The 24,965-nt window shown below is 71.8% G+C and carries 22 protein-coding genes and 1 pseudogene; 9 read left to right on the forward strand and 14 right to left on the reverse strand.

The genetic code is table 11. The annotated features are described in order from the left end of the window. Positions 1–9: 9 nt before the first annotated feature. Complete coding sequence (locus HDC93_RS10700; protein WP_185009517.1) at positions 10–783, forward strand: DUF72 domain-containing protein; 774 nt, start codon at positions 10–12, stop codon at positions 781–783. A gap of 186 nt (positions 784–969) precedes the next feature. Here HDC93_RS10700 and HDC93_RS10705 read toward each other — a convergent pair whose 3' ends face one another. Then, on the reverse strand, positions 970–1,338 hold the full coding sequence (locus tag HDC93_RS10705) for a GntR family transcriptional regulator (protein ID WP_185009519.1): 369 nt from the start codon (positions 1,336–1,338) through the stop codon (positions 970–972). A 71-nt stretch (positions 1,339–1,409) separates the two neighbouring features. Between HDC93_RS10705 and HDC93_RS10710 the strand changes: the two genes are divergently transcribed. Continuing rightward, positions 1,410–2,339, forward strand: a complete 930-nt coding sequence (locus tag HDC93_RS10710; protein WP_185009521.1) for a GNAT family N-acetyltransferase — start codon at positions 1,410–1,412, stop codon at positions 2,337–2,339. Then, positions 2,320–2,820, forward strand: coding sequence for a DUF402 domain-containing protein (locus HDC93_RS10715; protein ID WP_185009523.1), 501 nt, complete (start codon positions 2,320–2,322; stop codon positions 2,818–2,820). The genes HDC93_RS10710 and HDC93_RS10715 overlap by 20 nt, the downstream gene beginning before the upstream one ends. On the opposite strand, the gene HDC93_RS10720 is transcribed toward HDC93_RS10715, so the two are convergent. Continuing rightward, the gene (locus HDC93_RS10720; RefSeq protein WP_185009525.1) at positions 2,779–3,411 is read right to left on the reverse strand and encodes a bifunctional 2-polyprenyl-6-hydroxyphenol methylase/3-demethylubiquinol 3-O-methyltransferase UbiG; all 633 of its coding nucleotides are present in this window, start codon (positions 3,409–3,411) and stop codon (positions 2,779–2,781) included. The two genes, HDC93_RS10715 and HDC93_RS10720, sit on opposite strands and share 42 nt — an antisense overlap. Positions 3,412–3,550: 139 nt before the next feature. Here HDC93_RS10720 and HDC93_RS38280 point away from each other — a divergent pair, with 139 nt between their 5' ends. Beyond that, a complete protein-coding gene (locus HDC93_RS38280) occupies positions 3,551–3,685 on the forward strand; it encodes a hypothetical protein (RefSeq protein ID WP_260419511.1) in 135 nt (44 codons plus the stop codon). A gap of 30 nt (positions 3,686–3,715) precedes the next feature. Here the strand turns inward: HDC93_RS38280 and HDC93_RS10725 are convergent, their stop codons facing one another. Then, entirely contained in the window at positions 3,716–4,165 is a 450-nt protein-coding gene (locus HDC93_RS10725; RefSeq protein WP_185009527.1) for a GNAT family N-acetyltransferase, read from the reverse strand. A gap of 180 nt (positions 4,166–4,345) precedes the next feature. On the opposite strand from HDC93_RS10725, the gene HDC93_RS10730 reads away from it, so the two are divergent. Further along, positions 4,346–5,362 carry a lytic polysaccharide monooxygenase gene (locus HDC93_RS10730; protein ID WP_185009529.1) on the forward strand — a complete coding sequence of 339 codons (1,017 nt, stop codon included), beginning with the start codon at positions 4,346–4,348 and terminating at the stop codon, positions 5,360–5,362. Positions 5,363–5,470: 108 nt separating this feature from the next. Here the strand turns inward: HDC93_RS10730 and HDC93_RS10735 are convergent, their stop codons facing one another. The 4 genes from HDC93_RS10735 to HDC93_RS10750 form a co-directional block, all read right to left on the reverse strand. Beyond that, the gene (locus HDC93_RS10735) at positions 5,471–6,331 is read right to left on the reverse strand and encodes a triacylglycerol lipase (RefSeq protein ID WP_185009531.1); all 861 of its coding nucleotides are present in this window, start codon (positions 6,329–6,331) and stop codon (positions 5,471–5,473) included. A 172-nt stretch (positions 6,332–6,503) separates the two neighbouring features. After that, a complete protein-coding gene (locus HDC93_RS10740) occupies positions 6,504–6,881 on the reverse strand; it encodes a MarR family winged helix-turn-helix transcriptional regulator (RefSeq protein ID WP_185009666.1) in 378 nt (125 codons plus the stop codon). Between the two features lie 84 nt (positions 6,882–6,965). Next, entirely contained in the window at positions 6,966–7,949 is a 984-nt protein-coding gene (locus HDC93_RS10745) for a DNA polymerase thumb domain-containing protein (RefSeq protein ID WP_185009533.1), read from the reverse strand. After that, complete coding sequence (locus tag HDC93_RS10750; RefSeq protein ID WP_185009535.1) at positions 7,946–11,470, reverse strand: DNA polymerase III subunit alpha; 3,525 nt, start codon at positions 11,468–11,470, stop codon at positions 7,946–7,948. The genes HDC93_RS10745 and HDC93_RS10750 overlap by 4 nt, the downstream gene beginning before the upstream one ends. A gap of 154 nt (positions 11,471–11,624) precedes the next feature. Here HDC93_RS10750 and HDC93_RS10755 point away from each other — a divergent pair, with 154 nt between their 5' ends. After that, positions 11,625–12,638: a DUF3533 domain-containing protein gene (locus HDC93_RS10755; RefSeq protein ID WP_185009537.1), complete on the forward strand. Its 1,014-nt coding sequence runs from the start codon at positions 11,625–11,627 to the stop codon at positions 12,636–12,638. Between the two features lie 322 nt (positions 12,639–12,960). Here the strand turns inward: HDC93_RS10755 and HDC93_RS10760 are convergent, their stop codons facing one another. From HDC93_RS10760 to HDC93_RS10775, 4 genes and pseudogenes are all read right to left on the reverse strand, one after another. Beyond that, positions 12,961–14,043, reverse strand: a complete 1,083-nt coding sequence (locus tag HDC93_RS10760) for a S1 family peptidase (protein WP_185009539.1) — start codon at positions 14,041–14,043, stop codon at positions 12,961–12,963. A 402-nt stretch (positions 14,044–14,445) separates the two neighbouring features. Then, entirely contained in the window at positions 14,446–15,351 is a 906-nt protein-coding gene (locus tag HDC93_RS10765) for an alpha-lytic protease prodomain-containing protein (RefSeq protein WP_185009541.1), read from the reverse strand. Positions 15,352–15,579: 228 nt separating this feature from the next. Beyond that, positions 15,580–16,359, reverse strand: a pseudogene (locus HDC93_RS10770) (DUF1684 domain-containing protein). A 105-nt stretch (positions 16,360–16,464) separates the two neighbouring features. After that, entirely contained in the window at positions 16,465–17,730 is a 1,266-nt protein-coding gene (locus tag HDC93_RS10775; RefSeq protein ID WP_185009542.1) for a DUF5685 family protein, read from the reverse strand. A gap of 289 nt (positions 17,731–18,019) precedes the next feature. Between HDC93_RS10775 and HDC93_RS10780 the strand changes: the two genes are divergently transcribed. Beyond that, positions 18,020–18,457 (forward strand): cell division protein SepF, encoded by a 438-nt coding sequence (locus tag HDC93_RS10780; RefSeq protein WP_185009544.1) that lies wholly within the window; start codon positions 18,020–18,022, stop codon positions 18,455–18,457. Positions 18,458–18,507: 50 nt separating this feature from the next. On the opposite strand, the gene HDC93_RS10785 is transcribed toward HDC93_RS10780, so the two are convergent. Both HDC93_RS10785 and HDC93_RS10790 read right to left on the reverse strand, forming a co-directional pair. Beyond that, positions 18,508–19,698, reverse strand: coding sequence for an acyl-CoA dehydrogenase family protein (locus tag HDC93_RS10785; RefSeq protein ID WP_185009546.1), 1,191 nt, complete (start codon positions 19,696–19,698; stop codon positions 18,508–18,510). A gap of 333 nt (positions 19,699–20,031) precedes the next feature. Next, positions 20,032–21,633, reverse strand: a complete 1,602-nt coding sequence (locus HDC93_RS10790) for an MFS transporter (RefSeq protein ID WP_185009548.1) — start codon at positions 21,631–21,633, stop codon at positions 20,032–20,034. Positions 21,634–21,896: 263 nt separating this feature from the next. On the opposite strand from HDC93_RS10790, the gene HDC93_RS10795 reads away from it, so the two are divergent. Beyond that, on the forward strand, positions 21,897–23,162 hold the full coding sequence (locus HDC93_RS10795; protein ID WP_185009550.1) for a mannosyltransferase family protein: 1,266 nt from the start codon (positions 21,897–21,899) through the stop codon (positions 23,160–23,162). A 227-nt stretch (positions 23,163–23,389) separates the two neighbouring features. Next, positions 23,390–24,385 (forward strand): phosphatase PAP2 family protein, encoded by a 996-nt coding sequence (locus HDC93_RS10800; RefSeq protein WP_185009552.1) that lies wholly within the window; start codon positions 23,390–23,392, stop codon positions 24,383–24,385. 74 nt (positions 24,386–24,459) lie between these two features. Here HDC93_RS10800 and HDC93_RS10805 read toward each other — a convergent pair whose 3' ends face one another. Beyond that, positions 24,460–24,675, reverse strand: coding sequence for a proteinase inhibitor I78 (locus HDC93_RS10805; RefSeq protein WP_185009554.1), 216 nt, complete (start codon positions 24,673–24,675; stop codon positions 24,460–24,462). Positions 24,676–24,965 lie beyond the last annotated feature (290 nt).

A 24,965-nucleotide genomic window follows, 5' to 3' on the forward strand; every position in this document is an offset into this window, starting at 1 on the left:
GATGGGTGTATGACCCTGTTCGTCGGCACGTCCGGGTGGCAGTACAAGGACTGGCGGGACGTCCTGTACCCCTCCGGGCTGCCGATGCGGCTCTGGCTCGAGGCGTACACGCGGCACTTCGCCACCGTCGAGATCAACAACGCCTTCTACCGGCTGCCCGCGCGCGAGACGTTCGAGGACTGGCGGGGGCGGGTGCCCGGGGACTTCGTCGTGGCGGTCAAGGCGAGCCGCTATCTGACGCACATCAAGCGGCTCAAGGATCCCGAGGAGCCGGTGCACCGCCTGATGAGCCACGCGGCGGGCCTCGGCGACCGGCTCGGCCCGGTCCTGCTCCAGCTGCCGCCCACGCTGCGCGCCGACCCGGGCCTGCTGGACGCGTGCCTGGCCTGCTTCCCGGCCTCGACTCGGGTCGCGGTCGAGCCGCGCCACGACTCCTGGTGGACACCGGAGGTCCGCCGCGTCCTGGAGTCCCGGCGCGCCGCCCTGTGCTGGGCCGACATCCTGGCCCGCCCGGCGACCCCCCTGTGGCGCACCACCGACTGGGGCTATGTCCGCTTCCACCAGGGCCGCGCCCAGCCCTGGCCCCGCTACGGCCGCCGCTCGCTGGCCACCTGGCTCGACCGCATCGCCACAACGTGGTCGGGCGGCGAGGACGTCCACGCGTACTTCAACAACGACCCGGGCGGCGCGGCGGTGGAGGACGCGATGGCGTTCGCGCGGGCGGGGAGGTCTGCGGGGCTCGACATCACGCGGACACCCGAGCATCTGGCACGCGCCGGCTGAACCCCGGACCTTCGCCACGACTGGTGTGCGGCGGAAGGCCGTAAGCCGACCGCGGCGCAGTCCTGGCCGGTCGCGCACTTCCCCGCGCTCCTCACGGGCATCGCCCTGGGGGCGCGGGGAACCGCGCGAGCAGCCCCACCGGCCCGCACCCGGACGACAGCCCGGCCCGACCAGCAGCCCGACGCCCTACTCCCCGTATGCCGCCCGCAGGGCGTCCCGTACCGCTGCCAGCGCATCGGCCTCCGTGAGCCCGAGCCGCCGGGCCCGCTCCACGTAGGCCTGCGCCGCGCTCGCCAGCTCGCGGTCCGCCGCCGAGCCGGCTGCAGCCACGAACGTGCCGTTGCGACCTCGCGTCTCGATCACCCCGTCCGCCTCCAGCGCCCGGTACGCCTTGGCGACCGTGTTCGCGGCGAGGCCCAGCGACTCGGCCAGCCCTCGCACGGTCGGCAGGCGGTAGCCCACCGGCAGCGCACCCGACCGTGCCTGCTCGGAGATCCGCGCCCGCACCTGCTCGTAGGGCGGGGCACTGTCGTCGATGTCGATCTTCAAGGTCACAGGCCGATTGTCGCGCACCCGGCGGAAAATGAGAGGCACCCCGGTCGGCTCCACGCGTAGCGTGCGCCTCCATGACCGTGATCGTGCGCGACCTGCGCCCCGGCGTCCGAGCCGATGCCGAGGGGTTCTCCGACACCCGCCGCCTCGCCCTGCCGTACATGCTCTCCACACCCGAGTCCGTGGTGCACACCCTGACGCACGTCCACCCCGACGCCCACTTCGGGCAGCTCGTCGCCGAGGAGGACGGCGAGATCGTCGGCACCGCCCAGATCAGCGTCGCCCACGACAGCACCGAACCGGGCCAGGGCTCGGCCACCATCTATGTGCGCCCCGACCGCAGGAACCGCGGCGCCGGTTCGCTCCTGCTGCGCACCGCCGAGGAGCGCCTGGGGCGCCTGGGCGTCACGAAGCTGTTCACCTGGGTGCTGGACGAGCCGGACAACCGCGCCTTCGCCGAGCGGCACGGCTTCCGGGCCAGCCGCTCCGCCTGGTTCCTGCGCCTGGACCTGGCGGCGGGCACGCTGCCGCCCCGAGCGGACGTCCCCTCCGGCGTCGAGCTGCGCACGGCCGCCGACTTCGCGGACGACCCGCGCCCGATGTTCGAACTGGACGCGGCGACGTCGTCGGACGAACCGAGCGACATCGACGTCGAGTTCACCGACTACGAGGCCTGGGTCGAGGAGCACTGGAAGCACCCGCTCCTGAACCGCGATCTGACCACGGTCGCGGTCGTCGACGGCCGGCCCGCCGCGTTCAGCGTGGCGTACACCGACGGCGCGTCCCGCTATGCCACGGCCATGACCGGCACCGCCCGGGAGTTCCGCGGCCGGGGCCTGGCGAAGCTCGCCAAGAACGACTCCCTGCACCGCGCCCGCGCGGCGGGATGCACGGAGGCGTTCACCGGCAACGACACCGGCAACGAGCCGATGATCGCCATCAACAAGTGGTTCGGCTACGAGATCTGCGCGAAGGAGGTGCGCTATGTCCGCGAACTCGGCTGACCTGCCCGCGCGGCTGGAGGTCGTGCTCGTCAAGGCCGGCCGTACGAAGATCCGTTACGCCGGTGAGCTGCTGGCGGACGACGGGACGCGCGTGGCGGTCCGCGCACCCTGGGCGGGCTCCGGCGTCCGCGACTTCGGGTTCGTGCGCTTCGAGCCCGGGGACGTCTTCACGGAGTACTACTGGCGCCACCGCTGGTACTCGGTGAAGGAGGTCCGCTCCGCCACGGGCGCGCTGAAGGGCTGGTACTGCGACGTCACCCGCCCGGCGCGGCGCTCCGGTCCGGAACTGGTCGTGGAGGATCTCGACCTGGACCTGTGGCGCTCCGCGGACGGCACGGACGTACGGCGCCTGGACGAGGACGAGTTCGCCGAGAGCGGCCTCGGCGCGTCGGATCCGGAGGCGGCGCGGGCCGCCCTGGCCGCGCTCGACGAGCTGGAGTCACTGGCCCGCAGCGGCGGGTTCACCGCGCTCCTGGCCTGACGGGCGGATCTCGGCGACCACCGCGTACCGCTCGTCCGTCACCTCCCCGCCCCACAGCAGCGGGTCGTCCGAGAGCCGCTCCACCCGCACCGGTGAGGCGATCGGCTCGAGCAGTGCGGTGAGCCACTCGGCGGGTATGCCATCCGGCTCGATGCCGCCCCACACGCCCTCGACCAGCACGAGCCGCCCGCCCGGCCGCAGCAGCCCGCGCCAGTGCCGCAGAGCGCGGCCGGGGCCCGGCAGGGCCCACAGGACGTGCCGGACGAGCACGGTGTCGAAGCGCTGCTCCCCGACCGGCGGTGACGCGGCGTCCCCCACGAGGAACACCGCGTCGCGCCCGGCGAGCTTCTCCCGGGCGAGCGTCACCATGGCCGGGGAGAGGTCCACGCCCGTCACCCGGTGACCCTGCTCGGACGCGAGGAGTGACAGGCTGCCGGTGCCGCAGCCGAGATCGAGGACGTCTCCCGCCCGCCCGGGCAGCCAGCCGCGCAGCCGCGCGGCCCAGGCGCGGCGCACCTCGGGGTCACGCAGGCCGTGGTCCGGCTCCGCGTCGAAGGAGGCGGCCTCGGAGTCCCAGTCCACGTTCGTCATGGGCCCAAGAGTGACACCCGCCACTGACACTCGAATCGTGACTGCCGCCACTGACAGACCGGGAGCGATGAGCAACTCTCCCCCGAAAGGTCTACCTCCGTGAGAACGCGGAACCCGGTAGACCCTCAAGGAGGCAGCCATGCGCCGTGTGACCGTGCAGAAGCCCCTGAAGAAGACGGATGTCCGCCGGGTCCGTGAAGAGGCCGACGAGTGCCTCGCGGGGCGCCCGGAGGTCCGCAGGGACATCGCCCGCATCTGGTGGCCGGACGCCTGAACGGCCGGTGCCGATCATGAGACGCACTCCTCAGAGCAGCCTCTTGCGGTAGTGGACGCGGTCGTAGGGCCCGTCCACGCGACGATCCACCAGTTCGTAGCCGTATCTCGGATAGATCTGCTGGTTCTCCCACATCAGCGCGTTCGTGTAGAGCCTGGCCTCGGGCCGCCCGAGCGCACGCGCGTGTGCGTCCACGAACCGCAGCAGCCGCCGCCCCACTCCCCCGCCGTGCGCGCAGGGGTGGACGGCGATGGTGTCGAGGAAGAGATGGTCCGCGAACGCCTCGACCACGACGAGCCCGGTCACGGGATCGCCCGTCACGAACACCTTGCCCGCGGCCACGTTCGCCGTGTGGTCCTCTTCCATGGGCTGCGGCACCCGCCCGATGCGCGCGATGCAGGGGCGGAAGGCCGCGTCGATCACGTCCGCGACGACCGGTACGTCGGCGGCCCCGGCCGGCCGGATGTCCTCGTCTGCCATGCCGCGACGGTACCTACCTGATGCCAGTCCGAACACTCCCTTAAGCGGGCCATAAGGATCTCCTCCACCCGCCCTCAGCAGGCGATTTCACGGTTCTCACGGGCTAGCTTCGGAGCACCCCACGGGATCCGGCCCACCCGGGCCCGGACCTGTCCCATGAACTGTTCGAGGAGTTCCCGCATGCCCGCACGACGCCAGGTGGCCACCGTCGCAGCCCTCGGCAGCCTCCCGCTCGCCCTGACCGCGCTGACCGCCGCCCCGGCCGCCGCGCACGGTTCGATGGGCGACCCGGTCAGCCGGGTCTCGCAGTGCTACGCCGAGGGTCCCGAGAGCCCGAAGTCGGCCGCGTGCACGGCGGCTGTCGCGGCGGGCGGCACCCAGGCCCTCTACGACTGGAACGGCATCCGCATCGGCGACGCGGGCGGTCGGCACCAGCAGCTCATACCGGACGGCAAGCTGTGCAGCGCGAACAACGCCGAGTTCAAGGGGCTCGACCTCCCCCGCGCCGACTGGCCCGCGACCGGCGTCCGCAGCGGCTCGCACACCTTCAAGTACCGCGTGACGGCCCCTCACAAGGGCACCTTCAAGGTCTACATCACCAAGCCCGGCTACGACCCGGCCAAGCCGCTCGCCTGGAAGGACCTGGATCTCGCGAAGCCGGTCGCGACGTCCACCGACCCGGCCGCGGCCGGTGGTTTCTACACCTTCTCCGGCGCCCTGCCCCAGCGCTCCGGCAAGCACCTGCTGTACGCGGTCTGGCAGCGGTCGGACAGCCCGGAAGCGTTCTACTCCTGCTCGGACGTCAGCTTCGGCGGCGGCGCGACAGGCGGCGCCGGCAATGCGGCAGGCGGCGCCGCTCCGGCCCCGTCCGCCTCCGCTCCCAGCGAGAAGCAGATCAAGGACGGCAACGCCAAGTCGACCGTCGAGCACCACGGGCACGGCGACAACGACCCCAGCACCTCGGCCGAGCCGGCCGCGGCTCCGAAGGAGAACACGCCGAACCGGCCGAAGGCCGCCGCACCCACAAACAACCGGCCCGAGGCGGCCGGTGCCACGGAGAACCTCGCCGAGACCGGCGGTGACAGCACCACCCCGTATGTCGCGATCGGCGGCGCGGCGGCGCTGGCCCTGGGCGCCTCGGCGCTGTTCCTGTCGGCCAGGCGCCGGCCGGTGAGCGGCGGCCCCCAGCGCCGCTGACCCTCACCGCCCCACGACCCGGGGCCTGTCCGGCGGCTCAGGCCGGACAGGCCCCGAAACGTTTCCCTGGCACGTGTCAACGGACGACACGCCAACGGGTGACACGTGTCATTCGAAGGCCGACAGACAGGTGGTGGGTTTGGCCCGCCCCGGATCGAGGGCGTTGGCCACCTCGTGGAAGACGACCCGGTCCAGCAGCCCGACGGCCACGTGCTCGGACAGGTCGACGGAGCACAGGTCCTGGAGCAGGACGTTGCGCACGTCCGGCCCGTTCAGGTACTGACTGCGCCACGGCGTGACCACCTCGTCGTACTTGGTGGCGATGACGGTGTACCGCACGCCGGGCACGGTGTCGCCGCCCGCGTTGAGCTTGCTGAGGAAGGCGGAGCCGGTGACCTGGTCGGCGAGGGCGGGGGTGTTCTTCGACAGCAGGTCCGCCGCGCCCGGGAAGTAGGGCAGCAGCTTGGTGAATCCGTTCAGGTCGGTGCCGTGGTTGCTGGGCGCGATGCCGACCAGGGCGTTCACCTTGGCGGCTCCGCCGAGGAACTTCAGGTAGTAGCGGGGCATCATGCCGCCCTGCGAGTGCCCGACGACGTCGGTCTCGGCGGCTCCGGTCGCGGCGAGCACCTTGTCGACGAAGTCCTTCAGCTGTCCGGCGGACTTCTCGGCGGGTCCGAGGCCGTGGAAGAAGGGGACGCCCTCCAGCTGGCCGTAGTCGAGGGAGAAGACGCAGTAGCCGCGGACCTTCAGGTAGGGGGCGAGGCCCAGCCAGTTGTCGACGGAGTTCCCCAGGGTGCCGTGGACGAGGACGACGGGGCGGGGGTGGGCGGCGGACGGCTTGCAGGAGTAGTCGTTCCAGCCGGAGCTCGGGGCGCCGGCGGCCTGGGCGGTGGTGGCGGGGACGGTGAGGGCGGCGGCGGTCAGCAGCAGCGCGGACAGGGGTCTGAGCACTCGCTTCCAGGGCAGCATCGGGTGATCTCCTTGCGGCTCAAGGGGGATGCGACGGCACGGTGCCCTGTGATCCGGATCACGAGGATGCTGTTCACTCGTCAAGTTACGGGCGAGTAGTCAAACTGGGAAGTTACGCGTCAGTAAAAACTCGCAGTGGTATCGGGCGCGCGCGACTCCGGCCGACACGCCTTCACCAGGCAGGCCGGATGGGCCCGTGCGGTGCGATGCGCAGCAACTGCCGGCCCAGCGAGCGCACTTCCCGCTCCCCCAGCAGGTCTCCCCACTCCCGCACGGCTTCCGCGGCCGCCTCCTCCGCGGCCCGGGTGCAGGCCCACCCCCGCTCGGTCAGCACGACCAGCCGCGCCCGCGCGTCCTCGGGGTGCGGCCGCCGCTCGGCGTACCCCTTGCGCACCATGTCGTCGACGAGCTGGCTCGCGGCCTGCTTGGTCACCCCGAGATGGGCGGCGAGGTCGGTGACCGTGGCGCCGTCCGGGGCGAGCCGGGCGAAGGCGAAGCCGTGCGCGGGCCGCACCCCTTCGAAGCCGCGGGCGAGCACGCCCTCGTGGATGCGTTGCGTGAGCCCGCCGGCGACTGGCTGGCCGACGGCACCCGCATCGTGCCGCCTGGGCCAACTGACCTCAGGAGCAGGGCTCTACGCCGCCCGCCCCCCTAGTCCCCCGGGCATCACCGCCCGCGGCCCGAACTTCGCCCGCGCCTGGTCCGCGACCTCCTCGATACGGCGGACCTTCTCGTCCACCGGGTCGAAGGTCAGCTGGTGGGAGGCCTGGTCGGCGGGGTCGAGCCCCTCGGCGCGCAGGGCGATGGCCCGCACCCGGGCCCGCTGCAGCCCGAGTACCTCGTACATGCCGTACGCGGCCCTGGTCAGCTCCGGGGAGTGCGCGGTCGGTTCGGTCAGAGTGCGGCTGCGGGTGGTGGCGGACCGGTCGGCGTAGCGCACGGTGAGGGTGAGCGTGCGGCAGACCTTCTCCAGGGCGCGCAGCCGGGCGCCGATCTCCTCGGCGGCCGACAGCAGCGCCCGGCGGTGCCGCTCCGGGTCCAGCTCGTCGCGTCCGAAGGGGCGTTCCGCCGCGAGGGACCGGGAGACGGCGTTCGGCACGACCCGGCCGCGGTCGACGCCGTTCGCCTTCTCGCGCAGCTCACGGCCGGGCTTCGCGCCGATCAGCCGTTGCAGCGTGGACAGCGGCGCGGCGGCGACCCGGCCGAGGGTGTCGAGGCCGTAGTCGCCCAGCGTGCGGGCGGTCGCGGTGCCCACGCCGGGCAGCGCGGCGACGGGTCGGTCCGCGAGGAACTCCGCGATGGCCTCCGGCTCGTCGGGCACCGTACGCGTCACCCCGGGGGCCGCGTCGCGCAGTGCCATCCGGGCCAGCATCGGCCCGGGCCCGGCCCCGATCACGCAGTCGACGCCGTGCAGCGCGAGCGATCGCACCCGGACCACCGAGGCCAGTTCGACGGCGTCCCGCCGGAAGTACCGCTCGGCACCGCGCAGGTCGGCCAGCGCCCCGTCCGGTGGCAGGGCCTGGACGACGGGGGTGAACTCCTCGAGCATCCCGAGCAGACGGGGCAGATCCGCCTCGCTCGTCGGAGGCAGCTGGAAACGTACGCAGAGGATGGTCATCCCGCACTCCCCGGACTCTGGTGCCACAACTTCCTTGTGTTCGCGGGCCCTTCGCCCGCCGGACGCAGATCGGCCCAGGGGTGCATCTCGTACCCCGTGGACATGCGGATCTTCCGCTGTTCCATCGGATCCTTGGCCGCGGAACCCGTTGGCGCGGGCGCACCGTCCGACCCGGCGAGCCGCCGCCGCGCGGCTCCCTCGCCGTCGTCACCGGAACCGCCGCCGGCGGAACCCTCCTCGCCGGAACCACCGTCACCGGAATCGGGGGCGGGCCCGGCCAGCCGGGCCGCGACCCCCTCCAGCCCCTCCTCCCGGCGCACTTCCAGCAGGTCCGCGAGGTTCCAGGCGGCGGCGCCCACCACGCTGAGGCTGCGCGGGCCGCGGCGCTGCACCACCCCGCGCACCAGCAGCAGCCAGGAGTGGAAGACGGTGTGGGCGCAGGCGTCGTGGGAGTCGTCGAAGAAGGCGAGGTCGACCAGGCCCGTGCCGTCGTCCAGGGTGGAGAAGATGACGCGCTTGCCGGACCGGATCGGCGGCGTCTGGGTGGCCGCCTTGGCGCCCGCGACCAGCACGGTCTCCCCGTGCCGGGCCTCGCGCAGCCGCCGCGCCGAGACGACGCCCAACTCGTCGAGGAAGACACGGTGGTCGTCCATCAGATTGCGCGAGGCGTCCATGGACAGCACGCCCAGCTCAGCGCTGAGCCGCTCCGAGGAGGTGAGGTCGGGCAGCCCGGCCGGCGCGGTCCTGCGCCCACCGGCCAGCGGCAACTGACCACCGCCCCCGCCCCGGGCGCCCCGGTGCAGCTCGGTCAGATGCAGTTGCAGATCACGGCGGTTGGCGCCGAACGCGTCCAGCGCTCCCACCTGCGCGAGCCGCCGGGCCAGCGGCCGGCTGGGCCGGCCCCGCTCCCAGAAGTCGACCAGCGAGTCGTACGGCTGCCCCTCGGCGATCCGCGCCGCCTCGGCCTCGCTGATGCCGTGGACATCGGAGAGGGCCAATCTCAGCCCCCATTTACCGGACACCAGTTCGATACGGTGGGCGACTCCCGATGCGTTCACGTCCAGCGGCAGCACCGGCACCCCCCGCCGCCGCGCGTCCGCCAGCAGCAGCCGCTTCGGGTACATCCCGGGGTCATGCGTCAGCAGCCCGGCGTAGAAGGCGGCCGGGTGATGCGTTTTCAGCCATGCCGACTGGTAGGTCGGCACGGCGAAGGCGACCGCGTGCGCCTTGCAGAAGCCGTACGAACCGAAGGCCTCGACGATCTCCCAGGTCCGCTGAATCGTTTCCGCGTCATACCCCCGGGCCGCCGCACGCTGCGCGAACCACACCTTGATCCGCGCCTGCGACTCGGCGTCCGACAGCCCGCGCCGCACCCGGTCCGCCTCGCCGCGCCCGCAGCCGGTCATGATGTCGACGATGTCGATGATCTGCTCGTGGAAGACGACGACCCCGTACGTGTCCCGCAGCGGCCCCTCCAGATCAGGGTGCGGATAACGGATCGGCGCCCGCCCGTGCCGTGCCTCGATGAACGGCCGCACCATGTCGGCGGCGACCGGCCCGGGCCGGAACAGCGAGATGTCGACGACGAGGTCGTGGAACGTGGCCGGCTGGAGCCGCCCGACCAGATCCCGCTGACCGGGCGACTCGATCTGGAAGCACCCGAGCGTCTCGGCGGACTGGACCAACCGGTACGTCTCCGGGTCTCCCGGCGGCAGGGCGTCCAGGTCGACCCTCACCCCCGACACCCGCTGCACCTCCCCCACCGCGTGCGCCATGGCCGACTGCATCCGCACACCCAGCACATCGAGCTTCAGCAGCCCGAGGTCCTCGACGTCGTCCTTGTCGAACTGCGACATCGGAAAGCCCTCGCCACTGGTCGGCATGACCGGCGTACGCGCGAGCAGCGAGGCGTCCGACAGCAGCACCCCGCACGGATGCATGGCCACCCCGCGCGGCAGGGCGTCCAGCGCCTCGACCAGCTCCCACAGCCTCCCGTACTTCTCCTTCTCCCCGGCCAGCGCGCGCAGCTCGGGCAGTTCCTCCAGCGCCGCACGGGCGTCCCGCGCCCGGATATGGGGAAAGGACTTGGCGATACGGTCGATCTCGGCCGGATCCATCGACAGAGCAGCCCCCACATCACGTATCGCGTGCCGCACGCGATACGTCTCCGGCATCGCGACCGTCGCGACCCGTTCGGTGCCGAACCGGCCGATGATCGCGCGGTAGACCTCCAGCCGGCGCGCGGACTCCACGTCGATGTCGATGTCGGGCAGCACGACCCGTTCCTTCGACAGGAAGCGTTCCATCAGCAGCCGGTGCTCGATCGGATCGGCGTGCGCGATCCCGAGCAGATGGTTGACGAGCGACCCGGCCCCGGACCCGCGGGCGGCGACCCGGACGCCCATCGTCCGTACGTCCTCCACCACCTGGGAGACGGTCAGAAAGTAGGAGGCGAAGCCGTGGTGGGCGATGATGTCCAGCTCGTGGTGCATCCGCTCCCAGTACTCCCGCCGCCGGTCGTATCCGCGCAGCACCAGCCCGGCCGCCGCCCGTGAGGCCAGCGTCCGCTGGGCGGTGCGGCGCCCCGCGCCGACCAGATGCGGCTCGGGAAAGTGGACGGTGCCGATCCCGAGATCGTCCTCGGGGTCGACCAGGCACTCTGCGGCCGTGGCCTCCGTCTGCTCCACCAGCCGGTGAGCGGTCTCCCGACGGAACCCCGCGGCCTCCACGATCCGCTCCGCCACACCGACCATGTCCACGGCACCCTTGAGCCAGGCCGCGCCGGAGTCCAGCCCCTTGGCCGGGTCGATGGGCACCAGCCGCCGGGCGGCGTCCAGCACGTCGGCGACCGGCCCGAGCCCCGGGTCGGCGTACCGCACCGCGTTGGTGAGCACGGGCCGGATGCGCTGCTCGGCGGCGAACCCGACGGTACGGGCGGCCAGCCGCAGCGACCCCGGCCCCGTCCCCTCCCGGCCGTGCCAGACGGCCTCCAGCCGCAGGTCGTCGCCGTAGACGTCCCGCCAGGGCGCGAGCAGCCGCGCCGCCCGGTCGGGCCGCCCCGCGGCCAGGGCGCGCCCGACATCCGACGCGGGCCCGAGCAGCACGGTCAGCCCCTCGGCATGATTGCGCCCCCAGGGCAGCAGGGGCGCTCCCTCCCCTTCATGGGCAGCCGAGACGAGCCGGCACAGCTCCCCCCACCCCCGGGCACCGTCCCGGGCGAGAAAGGTCACGCGGGGAGCCGACTCATCGACAAAGGCACCACCCCGCACCGGGGTCCGCCGCCGCCGCTCAACCCTGGGCTCCGCACCCGCAACCGCCAGATCGACCCCGAACAGCGGCCGGACCCCCGCCTTCCCGCAGGCCTTCGAGAACCGGACCGCACCGGCGAGCGTGTCGCGGTCGGTCAGCGCCAGGGCGTCCATGCCCCGCTCGGAGGCACGTTCGGCCAGCCGCTCCGGGTGCGAGGCTCCATAGCGCAACGAGAATCCGGAGACGGTGTGCAGATGCGTGAACCCCGGCACACGCACCTCCCGCACTCGTGAGCCACACCAGCTCTCGAACATCTGTTCCCAACTACCTCACCCCCACCATACCCCCATCCTCGAATGTATGTGCGACATCCGTTCGGCCCCGCCCCACCTGCGGAAACACCCCATATCCCCCGACCGTGGAGGCATGCCGCGCAGCTCGTTCCCCGCCGAGGTGAGAGACGCCGTCACCCCGCGGGCCACCCTGCTCATCTTCGGTGTGATCGCGCTCCAGCTGCTGTTCATCGCCTCGTACGTGGGAGCGCTGCACGACCCCAAGCCCAAGGACGTGCCCTTCGGTCTCGTCGCCCCCCAGGCCGCGGCCGCACAGGCGATCACCCGACTCGAACGCCTCCCCGGCTCCCCCCTGGACCCCCGCGCCCTCCCCGACGAGGCGACGGCCCGGACCCAGCTCACCCAGCGCGACATCGACGCGGCCCTGATCATCGATCCCAGGGGCAGCACCGACACCCTCCTGGTCGCCTCCGGCGGCGGCAGGGTCCTCTCCACCACGCTGACAGCCCTCGTCACCACCCTGGAGAAGTCCGAGCGGCGCACGATCCGGACGATCGACGTGATCCCGTCCGCGCCCCACGACCCCAACGGACTCTCGTCCTTCTACCTGGTGATCGGCTGGTGCGTGGGCGGCTACCTGGGCGCCGCGGCCCTGGCCATCAGCGCCGGGGCGAAACCCTCCAACCCCACCCGCGCCGCGATCCGCCTGGCGGTCATGACCCTGGTCGCGATCACCGGCGGCCTCGGCGGAGCCCTCATCACCGGCCCCATCCTGGACGCCCTGCCGGGCAGCACCGCGGCCCTCTGGGGCCTGGGCACCCTGATCATCTTCGCCGTGGGCGCGGCCACCCTCGCCCTCCAGGGCGTCTTCGGCACGATCGGCATCGGCCTGGTCATCCTGCTGGTGGTCATCCTCGGCAACCCCAGCGCGGGCGGCGCCCTCCCCCCGCCCCTCCTCCCACCCTTCTGGAAGGCGATCGGCCCGGCCCTCCCCCCGGGCGCCGGCACCTGGTCGACGCGCTCCATCGCCTACTTCGACAACAACGCGATGACGACATCACTCCTGGTCCTGGCAGCGTGGGCGGTGGCGGGAACAGCGATCACCTTGGCGGCGGCCACGGTACGAAAGCATGCAAACCCGACGTAACCCAGCCGGCGACGACCCGCGCACGCGCACGGCGAGAAGGGGCCGTGTCGGGGGGTGCCCGCCCGCAGCGGTTGGCTCGTCAACGAACAGTCAGTCGGCGTCCGACCCCATCGCGCCGTTCCGAGGACGGACACCCCCCGGCACGGCCCCGACCCACACCCCACACCAAGGCGCAGGCGCGCACCCCCACCCGGCGCCACCCGAAACGCACACGCACCCCCCACCCGGCGCCACCCAAACGCACACGCACCCCCACAACCCGCCCCACACAGCGGAAAGCCCCACTCCTCACAAGGAGCGGGGCTTCCACAAACTCCGAGCGTCAGCCGATCTGCGTCCCGGTCGCCGACAGCGCCTCGGTCACCGGCTGGAAGAACGTCTCCCCGCCCGAGGTGCAGTCACCGCTGCCACCGGACGTGAGCCCGACCGCCTTGTCGCCCGAGAACAGCGACCCGCCACTGTCACCCGGCTCCGCGCACACGTCGGTCTGGATCAGCCCGTTCACGATGTCGCCGTTGCCGTAGTTCACGGTGGCGTCCAGCCCCGTGACCTTGCCCTCGTGCACCTGTGTGGTCGACCCGCTCCGGGTCACCGCCATGCCGACGGTCGCGTCCGCCGCGCCCGAGATCTTCTGGGTGGACCCGTTGTAGAGGTTCACCTCACTCGGGTGAGCAACCTCCGCGGTGTACTTGACCAGCCCGTAGTCGTTGTCCGGGAACCGGGAGTCCGCGTTGGTGCCGATCTCCTTGCCGCTGGAGTCCGACCACGTGGAGATGCCCTCGGTGCAGTGCCCGGCGGTCAGGAAGAACGGCTCGCCGCCCTTGACCACGTTGAAGCCCAGCGAGCAGCGCCCGCCGCCACCGGTGATCGCATCGCCACCGGCGATGAAGGGCCTGTACTCCCCCTTCGACCGCTTGAGTTCGGCCTTCGCCCCGAGCCCGTCCACGACCTTCGTCAGCGTCGTCCACTCGGCCTTGGACACCGTGCGGTCGGCGGTCACGACGACCTTGTTCGTCGTCGGGTCGGTCACCCAGGCGGTGCCCGGGATCGTCGCGTCCTGCTTCAGCGTGCTGCGGGCGCTCTTGAGCTCGGCGAGGGAGTTCGCCACGACTCTCGCCTTGGCGCCGGCCTTCTCGACGGCCTGGGCGGCGGCCTCGTCGAGCACGTTCACCACGAGGCTCTTGCTCTTGGCGTCGTAGTACGTCCCGGCCGCGTCGCCACCGAGGTCCTCGGCCAGCGTCGAGGCGAGCTTTCCGGCCGCCGTGACCGACAGGGTCCGGGGTGCGGACGCCTCAGGGGTCTCACTGGCGTTCGCGGTCTGGAACGTCACTCCCGCGGCAACCAGCGCGGCCATGCCCGCGCCTGCCACGACTGCACGCCGCTTGGGTATGCGTCGGTGCTTCAACTTCTGTCCTCCTGTGGGGGGTCGGCGCGAGAGGTTGTGGGGACCTCACGAGCCGGAAGGCTTCGTTGACGAGCGCCCACTATTCCGAGGACAACGGGGAGCACACAAGGGTGAGTTCGAGACGCGCGTAGACAGCGCTTCGCCCGCCCCGCCATTTTGACCGTCCGCGATCAAAAGGGACCCAACCCCCACGCGTTCACACTGCAAACATTACGCGTGAGTAATGTGTGCCCACTCTGCGAGGTCTACACGTGGCTGAAATTCGCCCCCGTGACGGCCTGTCAGAAGAGCCGCCCACAAAACCCAAACCCCCGCGAACAACACGAAGCCCCCGCACGCGTCGCGTGCGGGGGCGATGAACCGTGAAGTGCTGCGAACTGCCGCCGGGGCCTGGTGGACGACCTAGTAGACGCTGACGCCGTAGGCGCTCAGGGCCTCCGTGACGGGCTGGAAGAACGTCGTGCCACCGGAGGAGCAGTTGCCGCTGCCGCCGGAGGTCAGACCGTATGCCGTGCCGTTGCTGCCGTAGAGCGAGCCGCCGGAGTCACCGGGCTCGGCGCAGACGTTGGTCTGGATCAGGCCGGACACGACGTCTCCGCCGCCGTAGTTGACGGTGGCATTGAGGGCCGTGACACGACCGCTGTGCGTACCGGTCGTGGAGCCGTCGCGGATGACGGTGGTGCCCACGCTCGGGGTGGCCGCACGCGTGATGTCCACGCCGTTCGCGGTACCGGGACGGCTGACGGACCCGCTGTAGCGCACGATGCCGTAGTCGTTGCCCGGGAAGCTGGAGCCGGCGGTGGAGCCGATGACCGTGGTGCGGCCGGAGTTGGAGTACCAGGTGCCCGCGCCATCGGTGCAGTGACCGGCGGTCAGGAAGTACTCGGTGCCGTTGCTGGCACGGACGTTGAAGCCGAGGGAGCAGCGCCAGCTACTCGCATAGATGGCGTCGCCGCCCTGGATGAGCTTGTTGAACTTGCCGGGGGTGCGCTTGATCGTGAGCGCGTCGGCGTTGCCGCCGGCCTGCTGCTTGATCTTCGCTATCTCGGCCTGCGTGACCGTGCTGTCCACGGTCACGAGCACGCGGTTGGTCTTGCTGTCGACGGCCCAGGCGGTACCCGGGATGTCGGCCTTCAGCAGCGAGCCGCTGGCGCTCTTGAGCTCGGCGGCGCTGAAGGTGGTGGGGGCATCGGACGCGTTCGCGCTGGGGATCGCGATCGCTGCGGCGGCAACGAGGCCGGTGGAAACGGCGATCAGCCGGGTCCGTCTCGAAATGCCACTGCGAGGGGTGGTGCGCTTGATCCTCACTTTTCGTTCCTCCACAAAGGAAGTCGGGGGCCCTCGTGGGGTTTCGGGCCCGTGAGGCGCAGCCTGAGGCCGGCCGTCCGGATTCCGAACATGCCGTGCCCCTGACAAGCGCTGAGGGGGAGTATTCGGCCGAACGGCCGGTCGGCGCAAGAGTGCCTTTCGGACTTCGGCCTTTGACGGTTCTTTACGAAGCGACTCCTGGCCGGCTCCCGCACCGCGGCCCCACCGTCACGCCAGCGTGCGCTCCCCCGCCGCGACCTCGGCGTCCAGCGTGTTCCCCGGCGGCGGGAAGGGGCAGACGAAGTGGTCGGCGAAGGCGCACGGCGGCAGCAACGCGGTTGAAGTCACCGTCGTACGCCCCTCGGCGTCCGGCGCGGCGGGGTACAGGAACCGGAATCGGTAACTGCCGCTCCCGCTGGTGGCGCCGGCGAACACGGCCCACAGCGAGCCGTCGCCCTGGAGCGACACCTGAAGGCTCAGCTCCCGCCCCTCCAGTGCGAAGACCGGTTCCCCGCCGAGCCCGAGCCCGCGCTCCCGCCCGTCGGCGTTCGGCACCCGGACCGTGCGGCCGGTGTCGTCCGGGGTGAAGCGCCCCGTCACCGCCCAGCGCTGGTCGTACGGCGTGACGCGCAGACCGTCGAACGCCCGGCGTGCGGAGGATTCCGGGTCGAAGTCCCGCAACCCCACGCCCCCTCACGCACCAGCCCGACCAGCCGCCGCTCCCCGTACGCCACCCGGGCCGCGCTCGCGGGCCCCGGGTCGGCCGCGAGCCGCACCTCGCCACCGAAGGGCTGTCCGGCCACGGTGAGTCCGTCCGCCTCGGTGGCGGTCAGCACCACCGCGTCGCCGTCGCCCGCCAGGACCCGGGGATGTCCGGAAGTCGACCGTCCGGATAGTCCTCGAGCCAGTGGGTGCCGATGAGCGCGAGCGGTCCGTACGGCGCCGACACCGTCGCGGCGCGTCGCCCGTGCCACCGCTGCGCCAGTCCCCGGAAGCGTCCGCCGTCATACGGACGACCCTGCCACATGGGGCGGGCCGACCCTCGTAGGGCCGGCCGTCGCAGATCCGGCCGTCGCAGGTCCGGCGATCGTAGGGCCTGCGATCACGGACGGGTCAGCCGTCGCAGGGGCAGCAGCAGTCGCACCCGTCGCAGTCACAGTCCCGGCAGACACCCTCGCGCTTCTTTCGGGACCACGGCCCCTCGTACTCCTTGGCGCAGCACAGCTTGCAGGTGCAGCACAGCAGCCAGAACATCCCGCAGCCCGCCCAGAACCCACGCCGGCGGGGCGGCCGGGGCGCCGGAACGCCCCCACCGAAACCACCGCCACCGAACCCACCGCCGAACCCGTCCCCGCCGTACGCCCCTCCCCCACCGACGTACGGATTCCCGCCACCGCCCGCGTACGGGTGCTGCGGGGAGCCGGAAGGCCCCTGCGGCTGCTGCCCGTAAGGCCCCTGCGGCTGCTGTCCATGAGGTCCGGGCTGGCCGTGGGGTCCGCCGCCCTGGTGGGAGGCGCAGACCGGCACCGTGCCGAACGCGCGGTCGACCGAGCGCCGCAGTTCGTGCACGAGCAGCAGATGCACGAGCTGCGCGTCGGTGAACTCGGCGTCGCGCAGCGCGAGCCGCACGCCGTGCACCGCGTCGTCGGCGAGCCGCCGGACCTCCATCAGGGGGGTGCCGGTCGCGGCGATCGGGTTCCAGGCGCCTGACGCGGCATCAGCGTGCAGGTCCTCCACGGCGTCCAGCAGATGCGCGAGCCGCCCGAAGAGACGCCCGGCCTCGGCGAGCGGCCCGGCGTTGTCCGGCCGGCCGGCGAGGACCGCGGTGTGCGCGAAGGCCGCGGCGGTCGCGGTCTCGGCCGGTTCGGTGATGGCCAGGAGCGGCGTCCCGGGCCCGGCCAGCGCCTCGATCCCGGCCTGCCGGTCCACGGCGTCGACCAGGAGCGCGGTGTCGAATCCCACAGCGGAGCCGGTCCGCGCACCGGCCGTGTCCCAACTCACGGCGACCCGGCGCGCGGCACGCGCCACCGGTTCGCGGGCCAACATCCCGTCACCGTCGGTGACGTGGTCGCGCACCTTCGCCGACGCCAGCACCAGGGACACGGCCGCCGCGAGGCGGGCTCCCTCGCCCTGCGCGACGGAGGCGGTGCGCATGCCGCGCAGCGGGCACGGCCCGGCCGTACGCCGGCCACTGCCGTCCGCCTTCGCCTGAGCCTCCGTCAGAACGGAGACGAGCAGCCCGTCATAGTTCGTGACAATCCGGGCGAACTGCCCGTGATCTCCGCGCAGTGCGAGGCAAAGCCCGCACAAATGCGCCATCCACTGACTGGTGAGCTTCTCCCCGAGCCGGTGTCTGCAAGGCCTGACGATTCCGAACACGACGCTCCCCCGAACTCCATGACGACGTTGAGCTGCGGCATCGTACCGGCCCCGCATTCACCCGTACGCCCCGACCGTCACCCGTACGCCGAGAAGAATCATATTTCACTCACAGTCAGCAGCCGTTTGGGAAACGGCCCTTGGGACACACGGACTCTCGACGGAATCGCTGTGCACCAGTACCGTCACAAACCCCCCGTGCGGCGTCTATCCACTTGGCGCGCCATCCGCATCATGGACGACCATAGGGATGCGGAAAGCAGAAAGACCGCTGTGAGAGGAGGCGTCCATGGGATCGGTACGCAAGGCAAGTGCCTGGCTTGGCCTCGTCGACGACAACGAAGACGAGCGTTACTACGACGACGACTACTCCGACGGAAACGAGCCCGGGGAAGCCTGGGTCACCGATCCGCGAGTCAAGGTGGCCTCGGACGTCGCCGAGGAGAAGGGCCGCCGCATCGGCACGGTGACCCCGGACAGCTTCCGGGACGCCCGCGCCATCGGCGAGCTGTTCCGCGAGGGCGTGCCGGTCATCATGAACCTCACGGCCATGGAGGCCTCCGACGCCAAGCGCGTGGTCGACTTCGCGGCGGGGCTGATCTTCGGCCTGCGCGGTTCGATCGAGAGAGTGTCGACGCGCGTGTTCCTGCTGACCCCGGCGAACACGGAGATCGTCAACGGCGATCCGGCCGGGCACCGCAGGGACGGCTTCTTCAACCAGAGCTGAGGCAGGGCCGCTCACCGGCCCTGCCCCCGCGCGGGGATCACGGGACCGGCCTACCGGAAGGCATCGAGTCCGGTGAGCGCCTTGCCCAGCACGAGCTGGTGCATCTCGACGGTGCCCTCGTAGGTGAGCACCGACTCGAGGTTGGTCGCGTGCCGCATCACGGGGTATTCGAGCGAGATCCCGTTGGCGCCGAGAATGGTCCGGGCCGTACGGCAGATCTCGATCGCTTCCCGGACGTTGTTGAGCTTGCCGAAGCTGACCTGCTCGGGACGCAGGCGGCCGGCGTCCATCCGCCGCCCCAGATGATGGGCGAGCAGAATTCCCTTGTGCAGTTCGACCGCCATGTCGGCGAGTTTGGCCTGGGTGAGCTGGAAACCGCCGATGGGCCGCCCGAACTGCTCCCGCGACTTCGCGTAGTCGACCGCGGTCTCGAAACTGCTGCGGGCCGCGCCCATGGCGCCCCAGACGATTCCGTACCGGGCGTGGGACAGACAGCTCAGGGGTCCGCGCAGGCCGGTGACCTCCGGAAGGACGGCGTCGGCGGGCAGCCGCACGTCGTCGAGCACGAGCTCGCTGGTGACGGAGGCCCTGAGGGACCACTTGTGCTTGATCTCGGGAGCGGAGAACCCATGGCTGTCGGTGGGCACCGCGAACCCGCGGATCCCGTCCTCGGTCTGCGCCCACACGACGGCGACGCCGGCGACCGACCCGTTGGTGATCCACATCTTGCGGCCGTTGAGGATCCAGTCGGAGCCGTCGCGCTTGGCGTGCGTCCGCATGGCGGCGGGGTCGGAGCCGTGGTCGGGCTCGGTGAGCCCGAAGCAGCCGATGACCTCGCCGGCGGCCATACGCGGCAGCCACTGCCGCTTCTGCTCCTCGCTGCCGAAGCGGTGGATCGCGTACATGGCGAGGGAGCCCTGCACGGAGACGAGGGAGCGGATGCCGGAGTCGGCGGCCTCCAGCTCCAGGCAGGCGAGCCCGTACTGCACGGCTGACGCGCCGGCGCAGCCGTACCCGTCCAGGGACATCCCGAGGGCACCGATACCGCCGAGTTCCTTGGCCAGCTCCCGGATCCCCGGCAGCTCCCCCTTCTCGTACCACTCGGCGACGTACGGCAGCACCCGGTCCGCGGCCCACGCCCGCACCGTGTCCCTGATCCCGAGGTCCTCCGGCTCCAGAAGGTCGTCCAGGCCGAGGGGATCGGCGGGATCGAAGGAAGGCAGCTTGGACGAACCGGACATGACGACACCCTCCGAAACTCTTTAACTAGCACCGCTAGCCAAGACGCTACGACGTCCGCCCTCCCACGCACCACCCGTAGCTGCCAACTGGCAGCCGATCTCGCCAGTGGCCACCACCACACCGCGGGCCACCTCCCCCGCGCGCAGCCCAGTCCGGCTCCCCAGCCGGCAGTCCGAAGCAGACGGCCCGCCCCGCAGCCCTCCCACCACAAGCCGCCGGCGGCGCGGTGCCCCCACGGCGACCCCAGCCTCTCGGTCGGCAGTCACGGGTGGTGCGTGGGTGGGCGACAGCAGCGCAGTCACGGGTGGTGCGTGGGTGGCGACACCAGGGCGTCAGACCGAGACGCGTGACTCCGCCGCGTCCCGGGGGGCAGGCAGCTCCACCGGACCCGGCTCGCACTGCATGGCCCGGGGCAACCGCAACGCCATCACCGCGCCGAGCAGCAACAACCCCGCACTCACCAGCAACGTCACATGCAGCCCGTGCACGAACGCGTCCCGGGCGGCATGCCGCAGCGCCGCACCGGCGGACCCGCCCAGCTGCGCGGCGACCTCGTACGCCTCCCCCAGCGAATGCCCCGCCGAGGAGGACGCCGACGCCGGCACCCCGGGCACGCCCGAGAGCCTGGGCGTGTACGCCGCGTTCATCACCGTGCCGAGCAGCGCGATCCCGATGCCCGCCCCGAGCTGGTACGACGTCTCCCCGATCGCCGCCGCCCCACCGGCCTGCTCCTGCGGCGCCTCGCTCAGCATCGACTCGTACGCCCCGAAGAGCGTCGTCTCGAGCCCGAAGCCGAGCAGGACGAACCCGCTCACCATCAGCGCACAGTTGTCGGTCCGGCCCAGCGCCGTCAGCAGCACCACCGCGAACGCCGTGAGGCAGAACCCGGCGCACACCATCCGCCGCGGTCCGAACCGCCGCAGCATCCGCGCCCCGGCCAGGCCGGCCGCCATGGCCGCGAACGTCAGCGGCAGCAGCCGCAGCCCGGTCTCCAGCGGCGACAGCCCGAGCACCAGCTGCAGATACTGCGCCGCGATCAGTTCCAGCCCCACCAGCGCGAGCATCGCCAGCACGATGCACCCGACGGACGTGCTGAACGCCGGCCGCGCGAACATCTTGAGGTCCACCAGCGGATACGTCCGCCGCCGCTGCCGCCGTACGAAGGCGACCAGCAGTGCGGCGCCCACCACCAGCGACGGCACGGTGAGCAGGCTGCCCAGCGACTCCCCGCTGCCGAGCCGCTTCACGCCCAGCACGACACCGAACAGTCCGGCCGCCGCCATCAGCGCACCGACCACGTCCCAGGGACCCCTGCCGTCACCCTTCGACTCGGGCAGCAGCAGTCGTCCCACCGGAAGGCTGACCAGCATCAACGGAATGTTGACGAGGAACACCGAGCCCCACCAGAAGTGCTCCAGCAGGAAGCCGCCGAGCAGCGGACCGACCGCCGCGCCGACCGCGGCCACGGCGCTCCAGATGCCGATCGCGAGCGCCCGCTCGCGCCGGTCCGGGAAGACCTGCCGCAGGATCGAGAGGGTCGCGGGCATGATCATCGCGCCGCCCACGCCGAGCAGCGCCCGCGCCACGATCAGCACCTGGGCGCTGTCGGCCAGGGCCGCGAGCCCGGAGGCGACGCCGAACAGCGCGTACCCGAGGAGCAGGACTCTTCGGCGGCCGATGCGGTCGCCCAGTGTGCCGAACAGGATCAGCAGCGAGGCGCAGACCAGTGGGTAGACGTCGACGATCCAGAGCAGCTCGATCCCGCCGGGCCTCAGGTCCTCGGTGACGGCGGGGACCGCCACATGCAGCACGGTGGCGTCGACGGCGACCAGCAGCAGGCTGACGCAGAGGACGACGAGAACCACCCAGCGGTTGGCACCGGCCCCGGCCGCCCGACGGCGCAGCGCAGCGGCGGCCGTGGTCGTCCCGGACATGTACGTACCTCCCAGAAGCTTCCTCGCGATCGGCGGGCTCACGGGGTGGGGGACGCCCCCGCGACTCGGCCGGAGAGGAGCGGTGGTCCCCGGCCCGCGCAAACGAAAAGCGAGTGACACGTCAGAGTACGCGAGTCCCCGACGGAGACCAGTGGCGGACCTCTCACACCCCCGGCGGAAGGATGTGGCGTACGCCACTTCCTCCCACCTCGTCCACGCCCCGGCCGGCCGGGTGGTTCCGGCCCGGGTCGATAATCGGGCGCGTGACCGATCTTGAGACGCGCGCGGCTCCGACCCGCGCCGGGGCGCTGCGCCGGGCGGCCCCGGCGCTCGCCGGATACGTGGCCGTCCGCGCCCTGGGCCTGCTGGCCCTGTTCCTGTGGAGCGCGGCGCGGGACAAGAGCGCGTACACGCTGCTGACCGCCCGCTGGGACGCGCTCTGGTACGTCCGGGTCGCCGAGCTCGGCTACGGCTACGAGGTGCGGCTGGCGAACGGGGACGTGCACTCGAATCTGGCGTTCTTCCCGCTGCTGCCCTGGCTGGAGCGGCTGGTGGCGGCGGTGTCTCCGCTGACGTACGCGGACGGCGGGTTCCTCGTCAGCCTGGTCTCCTCGCTCGCCGCGGCCTGGGGGATCTTCGCGGTGGCGGACCGTGTGTACGGCCGCCGGGCCGGGGTGTGCGCGGTGCTGCTGTGGGCCGTTCTGCCGGTCGGGATCGTGCAGTCGATGGCGTACAGCGAGTCCCTGTTCACGGCGCTCGCGGCGTGGTCGCTGTACGCGGTGCTGACCGGCCGCTGGGTGACGGCGGGCATGCTGGCCCTGTTCGCGGGACTGACCCGTCCGGTGGGACTGGCCGTGGTGGCCGCGGTGTGGGTGGCGGCGCTGGCCTCCTTCGCACGGGACAGGCGCGCGGCCGGCACGGGTGCCCGGGACACACAGGACGCCCCCGACGCCCCGCGCACCCCGCCCGGCCCGGAAGCCCCGGCCGGCCCGGACACTCCGCCCGGCGAAACCCCGGCCGGCCCCGGGACCCGGCTCCGGCGGATCCTCGGCATGGTCCTGGCCCCGCTCGGCACCGCCGGCTACGTGCTCTGGGTCGGGCACCACACCGGCAAGGGTCCGCTGGGCTATCTGGACGTCCAGGCCGGATGGCGCAACGGCTTCGACGGCGGCCGGGCCTTCGCCCGGTTCGTCGCCGACAAGTTCACGTCGTTCCCGGCGGCTGTGGCCGGTATCGGGCTGACCATCGGGGTCGCGTCAGTCGTCTGGCTGTATGTGACCGGAGTACGTCAGCGCCAGCCGCTGCCGCTGCTGGTCTACACGGGGGTCGTGACCGCGCTGGCCCTGTGCGCGTCGAGCTACTTCGGCTCGAAACCGCGTCTTCTGCTGCCCGCCTTCCCCCTGCTCCTGCCTCTAGCACTGGCCTTGGCCGGAGAACGTATCCGCAGGTCAGCGGCGGTGCTCGGGGGCGTGGCGGTGGCCTCGGCGGTGTACGGGGCGTTCTGGCTGAACGGCTCGGGTCCCCCCTGACCCGCTGTGAGCGCGAGGGGAATTCCGCGCCATGCCCGGGTGAACGAATTCAAAAGCGCAATAAAACCCCCATCCGGAATGATCAAAGGAATTGAAGGCCACAGCGGCCGACGATTACAGATTCGCTGGAAATAAACCTCCACCTGAGAGGAATCCCACATCACATCGTCATCACAAAGCCGTTGATTCGCCCGGGATCTGAGCTCACTCGCTGTAACGTCGATTGGGTGCGTACCGAACCGAAGCTCACCCGTCTGGACCGGGTGTTCGCCCGGCTGGACCGTGAGCCGGAACGACCGGCCCACATCGATGTGCCGAAGATGAGCAGGCACCGCATCGTGCTCTTCGCGGCGACCCTGGCCTTCTACGGCGCGATCGTGTGGGCCGTGGTGATCACGTCCTGGCTGGTCCGGCTCGACTGGCAGGTCATGTTCTTCCGCCCGTACCAGCAGTGGTCGGAGATCCACTGGTTCGTCGACTACTACGTGGTCCTCGGCCAGCGCGGCCCGACCGCCGTGATGGTCGCGGCCTGGCTGGGCTGGCGCTCCTGGCGCCAGCACACCCTGCGGCCGATGCTCGCGCTCGGCGTCTCACTGCTGCTGCTGAACATCACGGTCGGCGCCGCCAAGTACGGCATGGGGCGCCTGGGACCGCACTACGCGACCACGATCGGCTCGAACGAGATGTGGCTCGGCGGCGATATATTTCCGAGCGGTCACACCGCGAACGCCGTGGTGACCTGGGGAATCCTGGCCTACCTGGCGTCCAGCGCGAGAGCGCAGCGCTGGCTGTCCGCCGTGTCCGCGGTGACCTCGCTCGGCGTCGGGATGGCCACCGTCTACCTCGGTACGCACTGGCTGAGCGATGTGCTCCTCGGCTGGACCGCGGGTCTGCTGATCCTGCTCGGCCTGCCGTGGTTCGAGCCGCTGATCGCCCGTGCCGAGGACGCGATCTTCGACCTGCGCGACCGTCTGCGGGCCCGCAGGCGCCGCACCCCGGCCGAACCGGTCGGCGCGCCTCCCGTGCTGGTCACGCCCGTGCCGGCCGACCGCGAGGATGTCGCGGCCCGTTCGCCCCGGGCCCCGGTGTACCTGGCGCCCGGCCCCCACACCACCCGCTCGGAGCGCACGCCGATCACCCCGGCCGGCAGCCGTCGCCCGCCGCACCCGGAGCGCCACCCGCGCGGCTCGACCCCGTCCGCCCGCCCCGTGACGGGCGGCTGACCACGGGACGCGCGCACCCCGTCCGGCATGGCGAAGGCCCCGGTTCCGCAGCGGAACCGGGGCCTCGCCGGGTCTCAGCCCTTCCAGGCCCGCGCCACCCGGCCGCCCTTGACCTCGAAGTTCAGCCGGCCCACGCGGTACTCCATGGTGATGATCGCCCCGGACGGCAGCGCGCGCACCGTCGGCCAGCCGCGCTCCCGCGCGAGGCGTTCGGCCCGGCCGGCCTCCAGGCCGACGTAGGTGTCCGGGCTGTCGTCGGGTTCCGTGGGGGGTGTCGAAGTCGGTGCCATGCCGCCACGCTATGTCCTGCCCGGCGAGCGCGGAAGTCCAGGGCCCGGCCGGTCACTGTCCGCCTCCGGTCACGCTTCTGTCACAAGATCACGACAGGAGTTTCGGGCGTCTTCCGTCACACGGACGAGCGGTTCCGTACGCCTTCCGCAGGCATTCGATCGTAATTCCCGCGTGTCACATGAGCTCATGGAAAAGCCCGGCGGAAAGTGCCGGGAGAAGTGCCGGTGAGGCTCCATTCCTTTCCGGTGCCGCACCGGCCCGGCGGGTCGGCACGGTACGGGAAATGCAT

It is taken from the genome of Streptomyces sp. AK010, from assembly GCF_014207295.1.
GTDB classification, from domain to species: Bacteria; Actinomycetota; Actinomycetes; order Streptomycetales; family Streptomycetaceae; genus Streptomyces; species Streptomyces massasporeus.

Excerpts from the sequence above, each read along its gene's own strand:
- HDC93_RS10780 (WP_185009544.1), top strand. The coding sequence starts at position 18,020 with ATGGGATCGGTACGCAAGGCAAGTGCCTGGCTTGGCCTCGTCGACGAC.
- HDC93_RS10805 (WP_185009554.1), bottom strand. The coding sequence starts at position 24,675 with ATGGCACCGACTTCGACACCCCCCACGGAACCCGACGACAGCCCGGAC.
- HDC93_RS10755 (WP_185009537.1), top strand. The coding sequence starts at position 11,625 with ATGCCGCGCAGCTCGTTCCCCGCCGAGGTGAGAGACGCCGTCACCCCG.
- HDC93_RS10745 (WP_185009533.1), bottom strand. The coding sequence starts at position 7,949 with ATGACCATCCTCTGCGTACGTTTCCAGCTGCCTCCGACGAGCGAGGCG.
- HDC93_RS10735 (WP_185009531.1), bottom strand. The coding sequence starts at position 6,331 with ATGCTGCCCTGGAAGCGAGTGCTCAGACCCCTGTCCGCGCTGCTGCTG.
- HDC93_RS38280 (WP_260419511.1), top strand. The coding sequence starts at position 3,551 with ATGCGCCGTGTGACCGTGCAGAAGCCCCTGAAGAAGACGGATGTCCGC.
- HDC93_RS10710 (WP_185009521.1), top strand. The coding sequence starts at position 1,410 with ATGACCGTGATCGTGCGCGACCTGCGCCCCGGCGTCCGAGCCGATGCC.
- HDC93_RS10785 (WP_185009546.1), bottom strand. The coding sequence starts at position 19,698 with ATGTCCGGTTCGTCCAAGCTGCCTTCCTTCGATCCCGCCGATCCCCTC.
- HDC93_RS10720 (WP_185009525.1), bottom strand. The coding sequence starts at position 3,411 with ATGACGAACGTGGACTGGGACTCCGAGGCCGCCTCCTTCGACGCGGAG.
- HDC93_RS10790 (WP_185009548.1), bottom strand. The coding sequence starts at position 21,633 with ATGTCCGGGACGACCACGGCCGCCGCTGCGCTGCGCCGTCGGGCGGCC.
- HDC93_RS10715 (WP_185009523.1), top strand. The coding sequence starts at position 2,320 with ATGTCCGCGAACTCGGCTGACCTGCCCGCGCGGCTGGAGGTCGTGCTC.
- HDC93_RS10730 (WP_185009529.1), top strand. The coding sequence starts at position 4,346 with ATGCCCGCACGACGCCAGGTGGCCACCGTCGCAGCCCTCGGCAGCCTC.
- HDC93_RS10725 (WP_185009527.1), bottom strand. The coding sequence starts at position 4,165 with ATGGCAGACGAGGACATCCGGCCGGCCGGGGCCGCCGACGTACCGGTC.
- HDC93_RS10700 (WP_185009517.1), top strand. The coding sequence starts at position 10 with ATGACCCTGTTCGTCGGCACGTCCGGGTGGCAGTACAAGGACTGGCGG.